The sequence below is a fragment of the Shewanella sp. SW32 genome (assembly GCF_025653365.1).
Taxonomy (GTDB): Bacteria; Pseudomonadota; Gammaproteobacteria; order Enterobacterales; family Shewanellaceae; genus Shewanella; species Shewanella oncorhynchi.
Genome location: NZ_JAKKSJ010000001.1, coordinates 179,840 through 199,556 on the forward strand (window position 1 = coordinate 179,840; position 19,717 = coordinate 199,556).

17 protein-coding genes are annotated in these 19,717 nt (G+C 45.5%); 9 read left to right on the plus strand and 8 right to left on the minus strand.

Translation table 11 applies throughout. The features are described from left to right. Nucleotides 1-112: 112 nt before the first annotated feature. From L5M28_RS00705 to L5M28_RS00720, 4 genes are all read left to right on the plus strand, one after another. Nucleotides 113-1,669 (plus strand): GGDEF domain-containing protein, encoded by a 1,557-nt coding sequence (locus L5M28_RS00705; RefSeq protein ID WP_113941035.1) that lies wholly within the window; start codon nucleotides 113-115, stop codon nucleotides 1,667-1,669. A gap of 56 nt (nucleotides 1,670-1,725) precedes the next feature. After that, nucleotides 1,726-3,081 (plus strand): nucleotide 5'-monophosphate nucleosidase PpnN, encoded by a 1,356-nt coding sequence (gene ppnN, locus L5M28_RS00710; protein ID WP_263196231.1) that lies wholly within the window; start codon nucleotides 1,726-1,728, stop codon nucleotides 3,079-3,081. A 21-nt stretch (nucleotides 3,082-3,102) separates the two neighbouring features. Continuing rightward, nucleotides 3,103-3,909, plus strand: a complete 807-nt coding sequence (gene xni / locus L5M28_RS00715) for a flap endonuclease Xni (RefSeq protein ID WP_263196233.1) — start codon at nucleotides 3,103-3,105, stop codon at nucleotides 3,907-3,909. A gap of 110 nt (nucleotides 3,910-4,019) precedes the next feature. Further along, nucleotides 4,020-4,442: a DUF3192 domain-containing protein gene (locus L5M28_RS00720; protein ID WP_263196234.1), complete on the plus strand. Its 423-nt coding sequence runs from the start codon at nucleotides 4,020-4,022 to the stop codon at nucleotides 4,440-4,442. A 99-nt stretch (nucleotides 4,443-4,541) separates the two neighbouring features. On the opposite strand, the gene L5M28_RS00725 is transcribed toward L5M28_RS00720, so the two are convergent. Then, nucleotides 4,542-7,376, minus strand: a complete 2,835-nt coding sequence (locus L5M28_RS00725; protein ID WP_263202109.1) for a S9 family peptidase — start codon at nucleotides 7,374-7,376, stop codon at nucleotides 4,542-4,544. A 254-nt stretch (nucleotides 7,377-7,630) separates the two neighbouring features. Between L5M28_RS00725 and L5M28_RS00730 the strand changes: the two genes are divergently transcribed. Beyond that, the gene (locus tag L5M28_RS00730; protein WP_113941031.1) at nucleotides 7,631-8,638 is read left to right on the plus strand and encodes an isocitrate dehydrogenase; all 1,008 of its coding nucleotides are present in this window, start codon (nucleotides 7,631-7,633) and stop codon (nucleotides 8,636-8,638) included. A gap of 220 nt (nucleotides 8,639-8,858) precedes the next feature. On the opposite strand, the gene rlmM is transcribed toward L5M28_RS00730, so the two are convergent. From rlmM to L5M28_RS00750, 4 genes are all read right to left on the minus strand, one after another. Continuing rightward, nucleotides 8,859-9,944, minus strand: a complete 1,086-nt coding sequence (gene rlmM / locus L5M28_RS00735) for a 23S rRNA (cytidine(2498)-2'-O)-methyltransferase RlmM (RefSeq protein ID WP_011846285.1) — start codon at nucleotides 9,942-9,944, stop codon at nucleotides 8,859-8,861. Between the two features lie 177 nt (nucleotides 9,945-10,121). Continuing rightward, nucleotides 10,122-10,514 carry a DUF423 domain-containing protein gene (locus L5M28_RS00740; protein WP_011918954.1) on the minus strand — a complete coding sequence of 131 codons (393 nt, stop codon included), beginning with the start codon at nucleotides 10,512-10,514 and terminating at the stop codon, nucleotides 10,122-10,124. Between the two features lie 28 nt (nucleotides 10,515-10,542). Continuing rightward, nucleotides 10,543-11,217: an alpha/beta family hydrolase gene (locus L5M28_RS00745; protein ID WP_263202110.1), complete on the minus strand. Its 675-nt coding sequence runs from the start codon at nucleotides 11,215-11,217 to the stop codon at nucleotides 10,543-10,545. Next, the gene (locus tag L5M28_RS00750) at nucleotides 11,198-12,109 is read right to left on the minus strand and encodes a transcriptional regulator GcvA (RefSeq protein ID WP_105249769.1); all 912 of its coding nucleotides are present in this window, start codon (nucleotides 12,107-12,109) and stop codon (nucleotides 11,198-11,200) included. Before L5M28_RS00750 ends, L5M28_RS00745 begins: the two co-directional genes overlap by 20 nt. A gap of 227 nt (nucleotides 12,110-12,336) precedes the next feature. Here L5M28_RS00750 and L5M28_RS00755 point away from each other — a divergent pair, with 227 nt between their 5' ends. Further along, nucleotides 12,337-12,573, plus strand: coding sequence for a hypothetical protein (locus tag L5M28_RS00755; protein ID WP_028760686.1), 237 nt, complete (start codon nucleotides 12,337-12,339; stop codon nucleotides 12,571-12,573). 135 nt (nucleotides 12,574-12,708) lie between these two features. Here L5M28_RS00755 and thiI read toward each other — a convergent pair whose 3' ends face one another. The 3 genes from thiI to pomA form a co-directional block, all read right to left on the minus strand. Further along, nucleotides 12,709-14,163, minus strand: coding sequence for a tRNA uracil 4-sulfurtransferase ThiI (thiI, locus tag L5M28_RS00760; protein WP_028760687.1), 1,455 nt, complete (start codon nucleotides 14,161-14,163; stop codon nucleotides 12,709-12,711). A 449-nt stretch (nucleotides 14,164-14,612) separates the two neighbouring features. Next, a complete protein-coding gene (locus L5M28_RS00765) occupies nucleotides 14,613-15,539 on the minus strand; it encodes a flagellar motor protein MotB (protein ID WP_113941028.1) in 927 nt (308 codons plus the stop codon). Nucleotides 15,540-15,542: 3 nt separating this feature from the next. Then, nucleotides 15,543-16,310 carry a flagellar motor protein PomA gene (gene pomA / locus L5M28_RS00770; protein WP_173497062.1) on the minus strand — a complete coding sequence of 256 codons (768 nt, stop codon included), beginning with the start codon at nucleotides 16,308-16,310 and terminating at the stop codon, nucleotides 15,543-15,545. A 296-nt stretch (nucleotides 16,311-16,606) separates the two neighbouring features. Here pomA and xseB point away from each other — a divergent pair, with 296 nt between their 5' ends. Genes xseB through dxs form a run of 3 tightly spaced genes read left to right on the plus strand, consistent with a single transcriptional unit; the run spans nucleotide 16,607 to nucleotide 19,620 of the window. Continuing rightward, nucleotides 16,607-16,846 carry an exodeoxyribonuclease VII small subunit gene (gene xseB, locus L5M28_RS00775; protein WP_006080884.1) on the plus strand — a complete coding sequence of 80 codons (240 nt, stop codon included), beginning with the start codon at nucleotides 16,607-16,609 and terminating at the stop codon, nucleotides 16,844-16,846. A gap of 2 nt (nucleotides 16,847-16,848) precedes the next feature. Continuing rightward, the gene (gene ispA, locus L5M28_RS00780) at nucleotides 16,849-17,730 is read left to right on the plus strand and encodes a (2E,6E)-farnesyl diphosphate synthase (RefSeq protein ID WP_263196242.1); all 882 of its coding nucleotides are present in this window, start codon (nucleotides 16,849-16,851) and stop codon (nucleotides 17,728-17,730) included. Nucleotides 17,731-17,751: 21 nt separating this feature from the next. Then, nucleotides 17,752-19,620 (plus strand): 1-deoxy-D-xylulose-5-phosphate synthase, encoded by a 1,869-nt coding sequence (gene dxs, locus L5M28_RS00785; RefSeq protein ID WP_263196244.1) that lies wholly within the window; start codon nucleotides 17,752-17,754, stop codon nucleotides 19,618-19,620. The last annotated feature ends 97 nt before the right edge of the window (nucleotides 19,621-19,717 follow it).

Sequence of the window (19,717 nt, forward strand, 5' to 3'; positions counted from 1 at the left end):
CATTTGCACTCTACGCCCAGTGTTATAACATTAGTATCATATGAGTTAACAGCTAATCTGGACATAGGATTGTCATGTTTTTTAGCCTTGCAGAGTTAGGACAATACTCAGGATGAAGGATTCAAGCGCTACAGTTTCACAACTTGCCTTGCTGCAACAGAAACTCCATTCGGCCAAACTTGCCCTTGATGAAGTTAATGAAGATAGAAATGCAAAGTTACAGACATTACTCCAATTTATTGGTCACTTAAGCCTCGCCTGTAAAGGGCAAAATCTTGAGCTGGATAATAAACTCGCCAAACTTCGCCATAACTTAAATACGTTTGAGCGAGTCGATGAGGCATTGCCAGAATTAGTTGATGTCGAGCGCCTGCTAAAAGGCCAATATCACCATGTGATGGTACAACTCGAAGAGAGTCGTACTGGTTTATCACAGGTGATCCGTCAGATCCAACGCGTTAACTCTGCACCTGAAAAGCTCAAAAAAGAAGTCAATTACTTCAAGCAAGATCTAGCAAAACCTTTTCATACTGTGTGGGAATATATACCTAAAGTTAAGCAAATCATTGGCTTCTACGAAACCATATTACAGCTACAATTTAGCGAATCTGAAAAACTTGATGTCTTACCAAAACACAGGCAGCTAGCCCATGAGCTGGCGCAGATGATTTCGGAAATCGAGTTCCGTAAAGATCAACGTGACCAAGTATTAGTGATCAAAGAAGTACTCTCTTCTGAGATTGAAGTTGATAGCTTGCTCGAAGCCTACCAAACCATTTTAGCGTTATTGCTTGATAACATCGCCCGCGAGAAATCGGCATCCCAAGAGTTTTTGTTTGCACTCAATGATGCCTTAACCGCGGTGCGTGAGGTGGTGAGCGAATCTTACAATCACAATCAACGTAGCTTCCAATTAAAAACCCAGCTAAATCGTGAGATTAACACCCGCGTCGATAACGCAGGTGAAATCATTATCGATGTGGAAGACGTCGTTGACCTTAAAGCTCAACTAACAGAGCAACTTAACTCTATCCGCTCGGCATTAGCCCGTAAAGAAGCCCTAGAGCAAAGAGAGCAAGCCTTGCTTCGCAAGTCGATGGAGACAATGCGCAAAGAGCTTAATGAGTTAAGTAGTGAGGCTAACACCTACAAAGAGCGTTTGTTTGAACAACAAAAACTCAACTTACTCGACAGCTTAACTCAATTGCCTAACCGTGCTGCATTAGAAGAGCGCATGGAGCTAGAATACCGTAACTATCAACGGCATAAGTCCCCGTTGTGGGTTGCCGTTGCCGATATCGATCACTTCAAAACCATCAACGACAGTTTTGGTCACAGCACAGGTGATAAAACCTTGCAAGTTATAGCAATGGCATTGAAAAACTCCCTGCGAGATACAGAATTTGTAGCCCGCTATGGCGGCGAAGAATTTGTACTGCTATTACCTGATGTGGCCCCTGCTGATATCGCTCAACTTTTAAACAGAGTGCGCGAGAAAGTAAAAAATATTCCATTTAAATTTAAAAATCAGAGAATTACAGTTACAGTATCTATAGGGGCTGCGCAAGTTATGGGAAGTGAACTCATACATGAGACCTTTGAACGCGCCGATGCAGCACTCTACAAAGCGAAACACGAAAGCAGAGACAGGGTTGTGATTGACGTATAATTAAGCCCCACTATACGCCTCCTCTAATCACTCCTGTCATGACGAAGGAGTGGTAAATGATAGTAAAAGTCAGCCCAAAAGGCAGCATGGATCAGCTTTCGCAACTTGAAGTTGATCGACTCAAAAATAGTGCCAAAAGTGCCCTATACCAACTGTACCGCAACTGCTCCTTAGCAGTGCTTGCCGCGGGTTTAAAAAACGACAACTCTAAAGCCCTATTCGAGCAATACCATGATTTCGACATCAACGTTCTACAACGGGAGCGCGGGGTAAAATTAGAACTGATCAATCCCCCCGAACAAGCCTTTGTCGATGGTCAAATTATCACGGGAATTCAAGAGCATCTGTTCTCAGTCTTACGCGATATCCTTTATATCAGTGATAGATATGACTCACTAAAACACATTAATCTGACCAATGCCCACCATATCACCAATGTGGTGTTTGATATTCTGCGTAATGCGCGGGCAATAGCACCGATGAAAGACCCTAATGTGGTCGTCTGTTGGGGCGGACACAGTATTAATGCCATCGAATACCAGTACACACGTGAGGTAGGTTATCAACTTGGCCTGAGGGAATTAGATATTTGTACTGGCTGTGGTCCAGGTGCGATGGAAGGTCCGATGAAAGGTGCGGCGATAGGCCATGCCAAGCAACGGATTAAAAATGCACGATATATTGGTTTAACTGAACCAAGTATTATTGCCGCCGAGCCACCGAATCAAATTGTCAATGAACTGGTGATCTTACCCGATATTGAAAAGCGCCTCGAAGCTTTCGTGCGCTTAGGTCATGGTATTATTATCTTCCCTGGCGGTGCTGGCACAGCTGAAGAATTGCTCTATATATTGGGTATTTTACTTAACGAAGAAAACCAACAAACGCCTTTCCCGCTGATACTCACAGGCCCAACGGAGAGCGCAGATTACTTCATTAAGATTGATGAGTTTATTGCCTCAACCTTAGGACCCGAAGCTCAGAAAAAGTACCAAATTATCATAGATAATCCCACTGAAGTGGCACGCATCATGAAGCAAGGAATGGAGCAAGTAAAAGCCTATCGCCGCTCAACAGGTGATGCTTACCAATATCAGTGGGCACTGAAGATAGAGTCTGAGTTTCAGTTACCTTTTATCCCAAGCCACGAAGTGATGGCAAACTTAGATCTACACTTCCAAACCAACAAAGCCGAATTAGCCGCCAACCTGCGTAAAGCGTTTTCGGGTATAGTGGCGGGTAACGTCAAGTCGGAAACAATCAAGCACATAGAGCGTGATGGACCCTTCCAATTAAAAGGCGATCCCAAGCTCATGGATATGATGGATAAACTCTTGAGTGCATTTGTACAACAACAAAGAATGAAGCTTCCAGGAAGCGCCTATATTCCTTGCTATCAAATAGTGAAATAGAGAGCGAAGCAACAACACCCCATGAACAAGTTTTTAATCATCGATGGTCTCAACTTGGTTCGCCGCATCTATGCGGCGATCCCCGATGAATCCGATATGCAAAGCCTCACAGAGCGCGTCAGTTTGGCGTGTACTAAACTGCTGCGGGTGCATCGCCCTACCCATGTAGCTATCGTGTGGGACGGTGATGAAATCTCATGGCGTAAACAGCTTTACCCCGATTACAAAAAAGGCCGTAAACCTATGCCAGAGCCGCTGGCAAAAGGCCTTGCTGCGCTGCAAGATCACTTAACCATGATGAACATTGGCTCTATTTATGCGGCGGCTGAAGCCGATGATGTGATTGCCACTCTAGCGATAAAAACCGCCAAAGCGCAGGGTGAAGCCATAATTGTGTCCACCGACAAAGGTTTTAGTCAGCTCAATCATCGCCAAATCAGCCAGTGGGATCACTTTAATCAGCAGTACTTAGATATCGCTGCATTGGAACAAAAACTCGGTGTCGAACGCAGTCAATTTCTCGACTTGATGGCATTAGCGGGCGATAGCGGTAATAAAATTCCCGGTATTGCAGGCATTGGCCCTAAATCAGCCGCCGAATTATTGAAAACCTTTAGAAGCTTACCAACCTTGTTTTCATCGCTATCTAACTTAGGCGCTAAACAAGCCAAAAAACTTGCCGAAGGTAAGGAGATGGCAAGACTCAGCTATAAACTCGCGCAGTTACAAACAGACCTGCCACTCAATATTAATTTAAAAGATTTTCGCGTGATGAACTCCTTGCCTGATAATAACTGCCTGCCTGAAAGCCCAATCAATCCAGCCTAAACATCTGTTAATATAAAGTTGCAATTAACGCATTTACCTTAGAACAACAAAAGCGTATTTTATGGACGTAATAACGTGACTCATTTAATGAGGTAAAGGAATAACTGTAAATGAAATCAAAAGTTTCGGTAATCATCGGTAGCATTTTCGCCGCCTACGTCGCCTTTGTCGCGGTGGTGGTACTCGTTTATGAACCTACGCCAGATGACATGAGTTGGGAGGACAGACAATCCTATAACAGCCAAAAAATGAACGAGTTAGCGCTAGGGCAAAATATCATTTCAGTAAAACAGTTACTAGGTAAAGCTGACTTTTCAGAGGCCAAAGCCGTAAAAGAAACCAAGCTACAGGTGCTCTTTTATCGCACTCACCATGAAAAATCAGACGGTGTGACCACGAAAGAGGAATGTACCCCACTTATTTTTAAAAATGATCAATTGATTGCTTGGGGTCAAGATACCTATAAGCAATATCTCGATGCAGATACTGACACAGCCCTCAACTCTGCCCAAGAGACATTAACCAGTAAATAAATACGACTGACAGTTAAATAAAAACGCCACCGAATCGGTAGCGTTTTTATTTTGACAATCAACGAATTGACTCAATTGTAAAACAACTAAGCCAATTTCCTATTCATCATCGGCCTTATACTCAACATAGGCTTCGCCTTTGCTGAGCCATTCTGGCGCGGGTTTTCCCTTCAGATAATGGTCGAAATATTGCATCATGCGAATGCTGTAATCGAGCTTGTTCGGGTACTTTTTCAAGTGATGCGGCTCATCCTCGTATTGTAAGAACACCACCTCTTTACCCGCACGGCGCATGGCTAAGTACATTTCAACACCTTGTTCCCAAGGCACTGCATCGTCCTTATCACCAAACATGATCATCAAAGGCGTTTGAATACGGTCAGCATAAAATACTGGCGAGTTTTCAATATACTTTTGCGGCGCGGCAAACAAACTTGCTCCAATACGACTCTGTCCGGTTTCATATTGGAACTGACGCGCAATACCTGTGCCGTGGCGAATACCGCTATAGGCACTGGTCATGTTCGATACTGGAGCACCTGCAACCGCCGCCTTAAACATCCTAGTTTGAGTAATGGCAAACGCCGTTTGATAGCCACTCCAAGAATGACCTTGCAAACCAATAGCATCGGGATCGGCAATGCCTATCTCAATCAGCTTTTGCACGCCAGACGTGAGCGCTTGTACTGAACTCGCCCCTGGGTAACCAATTTCAAAGCGAATGTCCGGTAGGAACACCGCATAGCCATTATTGATGTACCAAGCAAAGTTAGGTCTGTGGTTAATGTTCATCTGCGGGAAGGCGTGCAGTCTATCCGTCATAAAGCGATAGTAATAAACCAGTACAGGATAGCGCTTACCCTCTTGATAATTCGTCGGCTTAATCAGCACGCCATCTAACAGTTTACCATCGCCATTTGTCCAGTGAACTAACTCGGATTGGCTCCAGTTAAAGGCTTGACGCTGCTTATCTAAATCGGTTTGCTTAACTGCATTTTGCGGTGCGCTATAGCTGGCCGTATACACGTCAGGGAATAAGTCAAAACGCTCCTTAGAAAACACGATAGTATCGCCGTCTTTACTGCGTCCCAATACTGTCAGCTTATACTCACCTTGCATCAACGTCTTCACACCCGCTTCGCCCAAGGTGGCTTGATAAAAACCATCGGCCTTGGTTTTATCACTATAACCGTGGAGTAAAACCGTGGCGTTATAGGCAAGCTCTGTCGGCTCATCGGGATTATCGACTAAGCCCTCAAGCCGATATTGAATTTTCTGGGTGCGTCCTTTACCTGCGGTTAAGGCAAAACCCGCCTTAGATTCGGTATTAAACTGCCAAACATCGTATTTGTCGTAAACCAAGAAACCCGCATCATTTTTAAGCCAAGGACCAAAACCATATCCTGGAGCACTGGATGGATAATCGTGGTCTTCATCGGCAAAACTGACCTTTAGGGATTTTGTGAGATTAGTGCGACGGTCCTGTGCAATATCATAGAGATACACATTACCTTGCTGATAATAAGCCACATACTTGCCATTTCCCGACAGCGTAGGCTCGGCATCACTCGGCTGTTGTGTCAAAAATGGCACTTTACTGCCAGTATTAATATCGACCAGATAATAATCTTGGTAGAACCCTGCCCAAGTTGCCATCTTGCGATAGGGCAAATCTGAACTGGCCAACATAAAACGTTTATGTTGTGAAATCGTCACATCTGGAACAGTTTTATCGCCAAGCTGCACCACGTTATTTGAGCCTAAATGCAATACCGCAAGGTAAGTGCGTTTTTGCTCATCCTCATATTGCTTGATTTCATTAGGCTTAATACGAGGATCATCCCCATGCCATACCTTAAGTCCACGCTGTCCGGTGACAATATTTGTATCGAACAGGTCTTTTTCTTCGGTGATCTTCTGCAAACTGAGCAGCTGACTCACCTCAGGTACGCGGCCAAAAAACAACCGTTCGCTGTCCAATGAGAAGCTTAAACTTGTGTAGCGATTAAGTTTCCACTCGGGTGACTCAGGGGGGGTACTGATTTTGCCAGACTGCAAATCGACCAGCGATAACTGATAGGTGCGGCCATAAGGTAACTCGCTGTCTTTGCCCTGCGTAAATGCAAGCCAACGACCATTTTTAGCCAGCGCTAACGCACCAATCTGTTGGCTAGGCGAATCAAAGGCAACGGTTTTTTTGTGAGTGTTTAAATCGACTAACTGCAATTGATGTTGCTTATTGGTGATATCGTTCACTGCCAGCGCGAGTCTACGGCTTGCCTTATCAAAAACATAGCCAGTAACCTGCTCGACATCAATTCGCTTTGTTTGGTCTTCTAAACTGAGCAACGTAAAACGTCGACCTTGGTCAAACTTATCGACCTTTGGCTTATCAATATTCGCAGGGCTTTGTGTGCCTGCTTCAGCGAGTTTTTCGGTAGTTTTAGGCTCAGCATCTTTTTTGGACTCTTCATCAGCCTCAAACCAAATCGCCAGATGCTTACCGTCATCACTGAACACAAATTCCTTCACACGCTCGAAGCGAGTTTGCGTGCCAGTTTGAGTATCGAGCAACACCATGTCGGATTTGAGTTTTTTCTTCGCCTTGGCATCACTCGTTTCACGCGTGAGCAAACTCGGTTTAACCACCACAGCTACATAACGACCATCGTGGTTCACCAAGGGATCTGACCCCCCCGCGATTTGATAGCTTTGCTGCGACAGGACATTTTTCACAATGACGTGACTATCCCCGCGATCGGGCGCAGACTCGACCGCGATGACTTGCCCCTTATCTGAGATAACCGGCTTTTCAAGGGATTCAAAATGCATAATGTCTGTTAGGGTGAGCGGTTTAGTGCTGGTTTCAGCCTGCACTGCTGGCAATATTCCAAGGGATAACAAAACCAGAGATGTGATAGGGATTAACTTCAATGTCTTCCTCTTTTATATATTTGTTAGACTAAAGTAGACTTTTTTAACCATTGGCTCTCCATCATGGTGAGAACCCAGTATTTTTACAAGTTATACCACATAAAAAATCGTGATATTGCTCACTATTTCCTGTGAAGTTTGACCAAAGATGGTTAAAATAATAGGCAGAAAAAATACCAAATTCATAGTCCTGCTATCCAGTTAGCACTGGGGCAGACAATTGCAGTAACGACGAACCGTGGAAGGACTTCTCCATGTCAAAAAGAACGATAACCGTAATTCCAGGTGATGGAATTGGCCCAAGTATTATTGATTCAGCCTTAAAAATTCTTGATAAAGCGGGCTGTGATTTTGAATATGAATTTGCCGATGCCGGCCTGACTGCACTTGAAAAGCAAGGCGAGTTACTGCCAGCACGCACTTTAGAACTCATTGAAAAAAACCGTATCACACTGAAAGGGCCGCTGACGACTCCTGTTGGTGAAGGCTTTACTTCTATCAACGTAACCTTGCGTAAGAAATTCGGTCTGTATGCTAACGTACGCCCAGTACTGTCTTTCAAAGGTACCCAAGCCCGTTACGAAAATATCGATATCATCACAGTACGTGAAAACACCGAAGGCATGTATTCTGGCCATGGTCAAAAAGTGTCTGAAGATGGTTTAACGGCAGAAGCGACCAGTATCGTCACTCGCCAAGGTGCTGAGCAAATCGCCACTTTCGCCTATGAACTGGCCCGTAAAGAAAACCGTAAGAAAGTCACTATTGTACACAAAGCTAACATCATGAAGTCAACGTCAGGCCTGTTCCTGAAAGTGGCCCGCGAAGTGAGCCTACGTTACCCAGACATCAAGACAGAAGAAATGATCGTCGATGCAACGTGCATGAAGTTAGTGATGAACCCAGAAAACTTCGATGTGATCGTGACGACTAACCTATTCGGTGACATTTTATCGGACCTGTGTGCCGGTTTAGTGGGTGGTTTAGGTATGGCACCTGGCGCAAACATTGGCCGTGATGCTGCGATTTTCGAAGCCGTTCACGGTAGTGCGCCTGATATCGCTGGCAAAAACCTCGCAAACCCAACCTCAGTGATTTTAGCGTCTATCCAAATGCTGGAATACTTAGGTATGGCTGACAAAGCTGAGCAAATCCGTAAAGCGGTATCTGCAGTCATTGAAGAAGGCGACCGTACGACTCGCGATTTAGGCGGCACTCACGGCACGACTGACTTCACGCAAGCTGTGCTTGAGCGTCTGTGATCTCAATGCTGAGCGCGTTTAAGACGAGTCTATAACGCGCTTGTTCATGCAAAAGTTTAAAAGAAGCAAGCGCTTGAAACTCAAATGAATAAACACGAAAAAGCCCCAAAGTTTCCTTTGGGGCTTTTTGTTATCTAGCTTTTAAACCTGCGTGGCTTTAAACCCGCATGACTATTACCATTCTAGCGACAACAAGATCATCGCAGGGTTAGCACTGGAATTAATTCCACGCGGTATTAGGACGTAGCCATAAATGCACTGTCACTTCATCACGGTCGTGATAAAGATGCTTACACTGTACTTTAAAATCGGTCACACCATTCTCTTTAAGAATCGTCTGCATGGTCTCAAGGATAGCAGTCACTTCTTTATAGCGGCTCTTCATCGGTAATTTAAGGTTAAAAATCGCTTCCTTAAACCAACCGTTAATCGCCCAAGCTTCAATCAGTTCGGCAACACGCGCTGGTTTCTCAACCATGTCGCACACTAGCCAATAGATATTTTTGCGCTGTGGCTCGAAACGGAAACCGTCTTCACGGTAATGTTTCACTTGGCCCGTTTCCATCAGTTTTTCATCCATAGGGCCATTATCAACTGCCGACACAAACATGCCGCGACGCACCAGTTGATAAGTCCAGCCACCAGGGCAAGCGCCCAAATCCACTGAGTTCATGCCACTGCGAATACGCTCTTCTTGCTCTTCCTTAGGCACGAATTGGCCAAAGGCTTCGTCAAGTTTCAAACTAGAACGACTCGGTGCATCCGCCGCCATTTTAAGGCGTGGAATGCCCATAAAATGTGGCGAACTGTTATTGCTATAGGAATAACCCACATAGGCACGGCCGGGGCCAATAAAACACACGTGGATAATCGGACGTTTTGGATTTTCCTGCGCGAGCAAGCTACCCGATTTTTTCAAATGCTGGCGTAAAGGCACAGTGAACTTACGGCAAAAAGCCGAGAGCTCTTTCGCTTCGTTAGTGTCAGGTGTTTCAACCCGCACTTCACCCGCTTTGCTGACGTCACTGAGCGCCGCAACGATTGGGCTTATTCTGTCATTTTCAGGCAAGTCGACTAACAAGTCGCTAGCAGCAAACATCTGGCGGGCGAAAATGAGCGAATCTAAAGGTAATTGTTTGACTAACGTATCGGCAGCGTCGTCTTCAAAACATTGGTATACAACATAAGCGTCGTTATTGTTGGCCTTAACAAAGCCACCCACATTGAGCTCACCGGCTCGCTGTTGGATTTCTGCAGCGCATTCTTTTTCAAAGCCTGCGCGGCAAAATAAAAATAGGTTTTTCATGGGGATCCCTGAGAAATCCAAGCCAAAGCATTGGCTGACTATCGATTTGGGCGCCAGTATACCAATTTCAATCCACAAATGCCCTATTTGCCTACTGCTGAACCTTGAATTGCGATTAGAGAAATAAAAAAGGCTTAGGTGCGCCCTAAGCCTGTTAACTCACATAAGCATCAGCGATTAAGACTCATGGCCGTCGATAACTTTGTGACGCCATACCGCGGCGGCAAATAATAACCAACCGAGTAAGAAACAACCACCACCCATAGGCGTAATAGGACCTAACCACTTAGTCCCAAACAAGGCCAGTCCATATAGTGAGCCCGAAAATAGGACTATGCCTGCGACAAAGAGATATGCCGACCAGTCCAGTAAACGCGAGGTTAACCATTGGCCCGAGAAGGCAACCATGATGAGGGCAAAGGTATGGTAGAAATGATATTGCACACCTAAGTTAAAGACTTCAATTAAGTTTGGTGGCGCGACCGCTTTTAAACCATGGGCACCAAAAGCCCCTAAGGCGACGGCTAAGAATCCGCTCACGGCGGCGAGTAACAATAAACCTTTACGCATTTAACGCTCCTGCTGGAATGGGATTAACTCATTCAACATTTATTCGCTCAACATCAAGCTCACGAATAAAATCACTTGATAAATCAATAGCACGTGCAAGGTTAGCGGCTTCACTGGTGCCTGACGACTTTCTTGGGACAAAACTATGATCGCCGTCGGTTATCCAAGCCAATCCTATCTCAGCTTTCAAGGGCCAGCTTGGGATCTGCGCTTTGCCACCAAACTTATCCCGCTCACCCTGTACGACTAATACTGGGACTTGGCATTCATTCAAAGGTTCCAATCTAGGCTCGCCGCCTTTGAGTGGCACAAAAGGATAACCTAAACAAATCACCCTATCGATGTGCGCCGCTAATGCAGGATCGCAGGCTAATAGGGCCGCCATACGACCGCCCATAGATTTCCCCATTAACATCACACGTTCAACTTGTGGTTGTGAGCGGGCGATATCGAGCATCTGTGTAAAACACGCGAGCAATTTAGGCGCACGGTCCGGTGGACGCCGTTTACCATCGACTGCATTAGCCTGCATATAAGGAAAATTAAAGCGCATCACTCGGAAGCCCTGAGCAACTAATCCCGCCGACATGGCCTGCATAAAATCAGAATCCATGTTAGCACCCGCACCGTGGGCCAATAAAATCAAAGTACTCGCAGTCTCCCCTTCTAATACATAACTCGGCTTATCCAGGCAACAACTCACTGCGAGACTCCTCGGCAAACATGTCTAACATCCATTCACGAAACGCCACCACTTTACCCAGCTCAGCATGGTTTTGTTGGCAAACTAAGTAGTAAGCATCTTTACTGACCAAGACTTCTTGGAATGGGCACACAAGTCGCCCAGCTTTGATATCGGGGCGAGCCAGCACGCTGTAACCCAGAGCAACCCCTTGACCGTGGGCCGCCGCCTGCAATACCAAAGACGAATGACTGAAAATAGGTCCTTGATTCACATTAATATCGGTAATGCCACATTGCCTAAACCACGCCTGCCAATCGTGACGATTCATATCATGTAATAGCGTGTGATACTTTAAATCGCTCGGTTTTGAGAGTGGTTTAGGACCGTTGAGCAACATGGGCGAACACACGGGAATAAGCACTTCGTTTCTGAGCTTATCTGCACGTAGCCCAGGCCAATTACCTAAGCCATAATAAATAGCCACATCCACATCATCGGTTAATGAACTCGCTTCGGTATCAACGGCCTTTATTCGCACATCGATATCGGGATTTTTCTCACTGAATTTAGCCAAACGTGGCACTAGCCATTGAATCGCAAAACTGGGTGACATACTGACCGTCAGCGAACCAATCGCACTGCGGGCGAGTAATCTGTCGGTAGCATCGGCAAGCTGAATAAAGATATCTTTGATGTCGAGAAAATAGCTTTGCCCTTCTTCGGTTAATAGCAAAGAACGGTTCTTTCGACGAAATAATTTTAATCCGAGGAAATCTTCTAATGCCTTTATTTGATGGCTCACCGCAGCCTGTGTAACAAACAATTCTTCCGCTGCCCGCGTAAAGCTCAAATGCCGCGCGGCTGCCTCAAAAGCTTTAACCGCATTAAGCGGTGGTAATCGTCTCGACATAGTGATCTCAGTCTCGTTTTTTAATTAGTTTTTCTAATCCTTATTGTTACATTTAATCGTTTGTAAAGGCCAGCGTTTTTGGTTAAATTTTGCGCCAATGAAACAGCTTATCAACGAAACACCAATAGCGATGAAACATCCATAGCTATGAAATACCTAAGTTAGACAATCTCAAAGTTGGTGATGGGAATGTCTGACAGCGTTAATTTGTCAGCCCGGAGGCGACTATGTTCAATTTAAAATCGGCATTTGCGTTAATATTAGTCTCAGCACTCAGCTTTAATGCCAGTGCAAATGTACTCGTTGACGAAATCGTCATTGACACAAGCGACTTGCAAGCCAATATCACTGCAGATTTAACCGCTGCAATGAATAAAATGCACCAAGAAGTGCTACAAGAAGCCACTCTGTTGATTGCCACAGACGATGTCGCATCTCATCAGCAAGTCGTTAAAGCCGAATAACCTAAACGACACTGAAACTCAGGTCGCGCTCAGTAAGACCAAAGAAAAAGCCGCATTAATATGCGGCTTTTTTGTACTTGAATAGCAAATCAATCCCACTGACGATATACGGCAATGGGCAAGTTTTCGCCCGACTTATGGACGATACACTTTCACGTTCGTGTAGCCTTGCTCGATTAAATACAATGCCTGCAATTTACTCATCACCCCACGCTCACAATAGAGCAAATAAGTCTTTTGCTTATCGAGATCGGCAAACTGAGTCGCTAACTTGAAGAATGGGATGCGCTTTATCTCAATACCTTCAATTTGCAGCGGTTTGCTTTCCTCTTCTTCAGGGGCACGAATATCAATGACCACTTGGTTAGTATCGATACTGGCAACCGTTTCTGTCTCAGTAATCCGAGTATCCATTTGTTCTGCGATCTCCCTGATATCGATAGTGACAGATTGGGCGATGATCTGATCGATCAAATCCTCAGAGAACTTTTTCTCTTCCGCTTCAACCTTAGCTAATACCGCTTTTACCGTCGGCTTTTGCGAAATTACGCCGCAATATTCAGGCATTGATTTAGCAAAATCTTCGGTGCCGATTTTACGGCTCTCGTTGATAATGTCTTGCTTATCCATGGCGATTAAGGGGCGTAGAATCAATAACTCAGTACAACGGTCGATGACGTTTAAGTTGGTCAGGGTCTGGCTAGACACTTGGCCTAAACTTTCACCGGTAACTAAGGCTTGAATGCCCATACGCTCGGCGATACGCGCCGCGGTACGCATCATCATGCGTTTCAATACAACGCCCATTTGACCGTTATCGATACGCTCTAAAATCTCAGCAACCACAGGCTCAAAAGGCACAGAGATAAACTTCACTTTGTGGGATTCACCGTAGGTTTTCCACAAATGGTAAGCCACTTGTTTAACACCAATTTCGTGCTGTGCACCGCCCAGATTGAAGAAGCAGTAGTGGGTACGAGCGCCTTTTTTGATAAATTGATAGCTAGAGACGCCAGAGTCAAAACCACCCGAAATCAAGGACAATACATCTTCCTGTGTTGCCATCGGAAAACCGCCTAGACCTTCAATACGCTTAGTCACCATATAAAGGTTATCGCGCTCAATCTCTAAATTAACGGTAATGTCCGGATTCTTTAAACGCACGCCCAGCGCATCTGTAAACTGGTTTAAGCCACCACCGACATAACGCTCAACTTCAATAGAATTAAAATCATGATCGCCAGTACGCTTTACTCGCACGCAGAAGGTTTTACCCGCGAGTTGGTCACGGTAAACAGGCAAGACTTGCTGATAAATATCATCAACAGATTCAAAGCTGTACTCATCCACTTGCACTACGTGTGCAATGCCAGGAATACACGCCAGACGCTCACCGAAAGCTTGTGCCAATTCAGGCTTATCCTTTGGTACCATCACCATAATGCGGTCCCATTGACGCTGCACTTTTGCATCTTCGTCAACTTTTTTAAGCACATTACGGATGTTAGTTTCGAGCATTTTGGTGAAGCGCATGCGTACAGGCTTGCTCTTCATCATGATTTCTGGATACAGCTTTACAATAAACTTCATGGGATTTCCGCGGGCAATTTTAAAACAGCAAAATTGGTTAAAAGAATAATCGGGGGATTATATACCCAAGCAACCTAAAAAGGCGAGTTTCAGCGCACATAGCCAACAGCGACACAGGCCATATTTGTGGCGTATTCATTGCGTATTAATGACTAAATCACGGCAGCTAATTAGGCTGAAATAATGTTACTAAAGCCTATTCGAGTGGTTTGAATTGCTCTGCTTAAAATAAGTGATTTGAGATGAATCATTAACAATAAGTCGTTGAGGGATGGTTAAGGAAACTTAGGGATTACACACTCAATGTGATTAACGTAAAGCCCAAATGGATTTAAATCAACCACAGCGATTTGATGCATAACACGTTAACTAAAAAGGGAAAAGTCCACATTAGCTCGATAAAAAAGCCGCAAGATTATTGCGGCTTTAGATTGGGAGTATCTAAACACTTAAGGCGAATTACCGATCTGAATTTCTTCAGACTCCTTCGCTTTACCTTGCTCAATAGCAATTTCAACCCTGCGGTTACGGGCACGATTTTCCGGAGAATCGTTAGGCACAATCGGATTGTTAGACGCCATACCAACCACTTTCATTCGATTAGAATCAAAGCCGCTGACCTGTACTAACTCATGGGCCACTGCTACGGCACGTTTGCTGGATAAATCCCAATTAGAACTATAGAGCTCATCGCTTATTTGCATATCATCCGTGTAACCTGACACTGTGATGACACCTGGCACATCTTTTAACAATTCGCCGACTGAGCGCACCACAGGTTTAAATCGAGGCTGTAAGAAACCTGAGCCAGAAGCAAATGACCCCTTCTCACGTATACGAATAATAATCTGCTGACCTAATGACTCAATTTCAATCGCTCCATCGGTGATCTCTTTATTGAGCTCCTGCGCCATCTTCTTCACTTGCTGATTGATCTTTTCTTGCGCCGCTGCTGCTTCCGCTTTAACCGCATCGGCCACTTCTTGCGCCGTAGCACTCGCTTCGCCACCCCGCTGAGAACCATTTTGCTGCTGCACGCCGCCAGCACTATCGTCTTCACCCGCTTGGAAATCCAATACAGGTTCAGTCATTTCATTCGTTTGCTGGTTAATGATTTCAATCGGAGTCGGATCGGGGCGACCGGGTCTAAATTCTAAGGCAATGACAGAAGTCCCTTTCGGAATGTCTTTAACTTCCACCTTATTTTGCACACCAAAGGCATACTTCATTGAGCCCGCGATCTGCTTAAACTTCATCACGTCCATTTCAGAAAATGACAATAACAATACGAAGAAACACATCAACAGCGACATCAAGTCGGCAAATGTTGCCAACCAGAGCGGTGCTCCGGGCGGTGGACAATTGCACTTAGCCATGGGCTACTCTCCGTCCGTTGTATCGATTTTACGATTTTTTTCAGCAAGATAGTTTTTCAAAAAGCCTTCAATCACCCGCGGGTTTTGTCCATCTTGAATCGCCAATACCGCATCCATAATAAGGTTACGATTGAGCATTTCCTCCCCCATCCTAAGCGTTAGCTTATCCGCGATAGGAAGACAAACCATGTTAGCAACCATAGCGCCGTATAATGTGGTTAACAACGCAACCGCCATCGAAGGACCAATAGATTTAGGATCCGCCATATTTGATAACATGGCCACGAGACCAACGAGTGTACCTATCATCCCCATCGCTGGCCCAACATCGCCAAAGGCTCTAAATATGCCAATCCCCGTACGATGACGTTCTTCCGTTAGAGCGATGTCCTTCTCTAGAGCTGCACGCACTACTTCACCATCATGACCATCGACTAACATATCGACAGCCTTTTGCATAAAAGTATTGCTAATTTGCGCCTCTTCTAATGCCAAAAACCCCCCTTTACGGGCAGCATCTGCCATAGTCACTGACTGTTCAATCAAGTCTTCTGGTTTATCAATCTTAAATACAAAAGCTTTCAAAGCAATTTTAACGGCGCTTAAAAACTGTTTAAGAGTGAACTTCATCATTACCACGAAGAAGGACCCACCGAACACAATCAGGATCGAGGGCACATCAACGAAAATCATCAAGCCGCCACTGGTCACCATAGCGCCGAGAATAAAACCAAAGGCTCCCACAATTCCGATTATTGTTGCTAAATCCACAACGGCTCCTCAATTTTCGTAATAAACGACATAATACTTACTCTGGGTAAGCAAGAACACTCAGTTATTCTACCGACACACATACGAGCCTTGTTTATCCAGTTAAAAATTACCATACAAATGATGATACTATTGTCAGTTATCGGACACACACTAAGCAAGTTTAGCGACAATTTATATTTTCTGGAAAAATTTCAGTAACAAAGCGTGCTATTGAGCAAATATCTTTAGTCTGAATTTGACCCTTACGCCGCCCTGATATACCTTGTGTCCGCTAAATCAAAGGAAACCTGAACGTGGCGAAGAAACCCGAAAATCTTAGTTTTGAAGAATCCCTTGGCGAACTTGAACGCATCGTTGCCGATCTAGAACAAGGCGATATCTCCCTCGATGACGCGTTAAAACAATTTGAACGTGGCATCAATCTCGTTCGAAATAGCCAAGCAAAACTCGAACAAGCCCAACAAAAAGTGGCCATTTTACTGAAACAAGACGAAAATGCGCCCCTATCCCCCTATGCCGTTGAGGGCGAATAAGCGTGTTAGTCAGTACCATTCAAGAATATCAACAACGAGTTGATGATCAATTAAAACAGCGTTTTAGTACGCTTGAAGATACCGCTCCCCAATTAAAAGCCGCTATGACTTACGGTGCCTTATTGGGAGGGAAGCGCATTCGACCGTTCCTCGTATACAGTGTAGGACGCATGTTTGGGGTCGAACTCGAAAAGTTAGATGCTTGCGCCGCAGCCATTGAATGTATCCATGCTTATTCATTAATCCACGACGATTTACCCGCCATGGACGATGACGAGCTGCGCCGTAGCCAGCCGACAGTGCATATCGCCTTTGATGAAGCGACGGCCATTTTAGCGGGGGATGCTCTGCAAACCTTAGCCTTTGAAATTGTCACCGAAGCCGTAGCAGGGATCAGCAGCGAACAACATATTGCTATGGTAAGAGTATTAGCCAAAGCCTCAGGTTATCGTGGTATGTGTGGAGGCCAAGCGATAGACTTAGCCTCGACCGATAAACATATTGATCTTAAAGCGTTAACTCAGCTACATAATATGAAAACTGGCGCCCTTATCAGCTGCGCCGTTGAGTTAGCTTTGATCGCCGCAAACGCGCCAAAAGATCAGTATGCTGCTATGATGGATTTTGCTCGTGCGGTCGGACTCGCCTTCCAAGTACAAGACGATATCCTTGACATCGTAGCCACCACCGAAGAGCTAGGTAAACCGCAAGGCTCTGATACTGAATCGAATAAGAGTACGTTTCCACAACTACTTGGACTACAAGGTGCACAAGACACCGCCAAACAACTGATCCAAGAGGCACTATCAGCGCTGGCTAAATTGCCATACAATAGCCAGTTAATTGCAGACTTCGCCCGCTATATCATTGAGCGAAGAATATAATAAGAGTCGAAGTATCTCGCTATGAGTTTGGACATTTCTCAGTTTCCCGTGTTGGCGCAGGCCAACACCCCCAATGAGCTCCGCCAGCTTCCTCAGGCACTTTTACCACAAGTAGCCGATGAACTGCGCGAGTTCCTTCTTAAGTCTGTTGGCATGTCCAGCGGACATTTTGCCTCTGGGCTCGGCACAGTAGAACTCACTGTGGCACTGCACTATGTCTACAATACCCCCTTTGATCGACTGATCTGGGACGTAGGCCATCAAGCCTACCCCCATAAAATTCTCACGGGTCGACGTGACAAAATGCACACCATTCGGCAAAAAGATGGCTTACATCCTTTCCCATGGCGTGAAGAAAGTGAATACGACACTTTCAGCGTTGGCCATTCAGGCACGTCGATTAGCGCCGCACTGGCGATGGCGATAGCTGCAGAAAAAGAACAAGCAGGTCGTAAAGTTGTCGCTGTCATCGGCGATGGCGCTATGACCGGCGGCATGGTGTTTGAAGCCATGAACCACGCGGGCGACTTGCACAATGACATGCTCGTGGTACTGAACGACAACGAAATGTCGATTTCAGAAAATGTCGGCGCCCTCAACAATCATTTAGCACAACTGATGTCAGGCCGTTTCTACACCACACTGCGCGAAGGCGGCAAAAAAGTGTTGAAAGGTATGCCAGTCATCAAAGAAATGGCCAAGCGCACTGAGGAACACCTCAAAGGTATGGTCGTTCCTGGCACTCTATTTGAAGAGTTAGGTTTCAACTACATAGGTCCTATCGACGGCCACGATGTAGACGCTCTGGTCGAGACCATGCGCAATATGCGTAATCTGAAAGGTCCACAGGTGCTGCACATCATGACCAAAAAAGGTCGTGGTTATGAACCTGCTGAAAAAGATCCTATTGGTTGGCATGCTGTGCCTAAGTTTGACCCATCACTCTTTAAAAAGCCGGCCACCAAACCCGGTTTGCCGACCTTTTCTCAAGTCTTCGGTAAATGGTTGTGCGACATTGCCGAACAAGATGAGAAAGTGTTAGCGATTACTCCTGCGATGCGTGAGGGTTCTGGCATGGTGGAGTTTTCCCAGCGCTTCCCGAAACAATATTTCGATGCAGCGATTGCCGAGCAGCATGCAGTCACCTTAGCGGCGGGTTTTGCCTGCGAAGGTTTCAAGCCTGTCGTCGCGATTTACTCGACTTTCCTGCAACGCGCCTATGATCAGCTTATTCACGATGTCGCACTACAACAATTGCCCGTGTTATTTGCCATTGACCGTGGCGGTATCGTCGGTGCCGATGGTCCAACCCACCAAGGTGCATTCGATTTAAGTTTTATGCGTTGTATCCCTAATATGGTGATCATGGCGCCGTCCGATGAAAACGAATGTCGTCAAATGCTTTACACTGGCTATTGCTATGATGCGGGCCCAAGTGCGGTGCGTTACCCAAGGGGTAGTGCCACGGGAGCGATGCAAGTCGAGTCCATGACTGCGTTGCCAATTGGTAAAGGTGTCATTAAGCGCATCGGTAAGCGTATTGCCATACTTAACTTTGGTACCTTGCTCGCATCAGCATTAACCGCTGCCGAAAGCTTAGATGCGACGGTTGTCGATATGCGCTTTGTGAAACCACTTGATGTTGATCTGATAAAAGAAATGGCACTAACCCATGAAGTGTTAGTCACTGTGGAGGAAAATGCCATTATAGGCGGTGCGGGTGCCGGAGTGCTTGAACAGCTTCAAAAGCTAAAAATGCCTAAAGCCGTACTCCAAATTGGTTTGCCAGACGAGTTCATTAAACATGGCTCGCCAGAGGAAGTCATCCACGATTTGCAACTGGATGCCAAAGGCATACTGGCGCAAATCAATGCTTATCTAGCGCAATAGGCTGAACTTGCTTATCTCGTTAAGACGCTAAATCTTATCAATAAAAAATTCCGCCCATAAAAAAGGACTGCTATTGCAGTCCTTTTTTGTTGCTGTC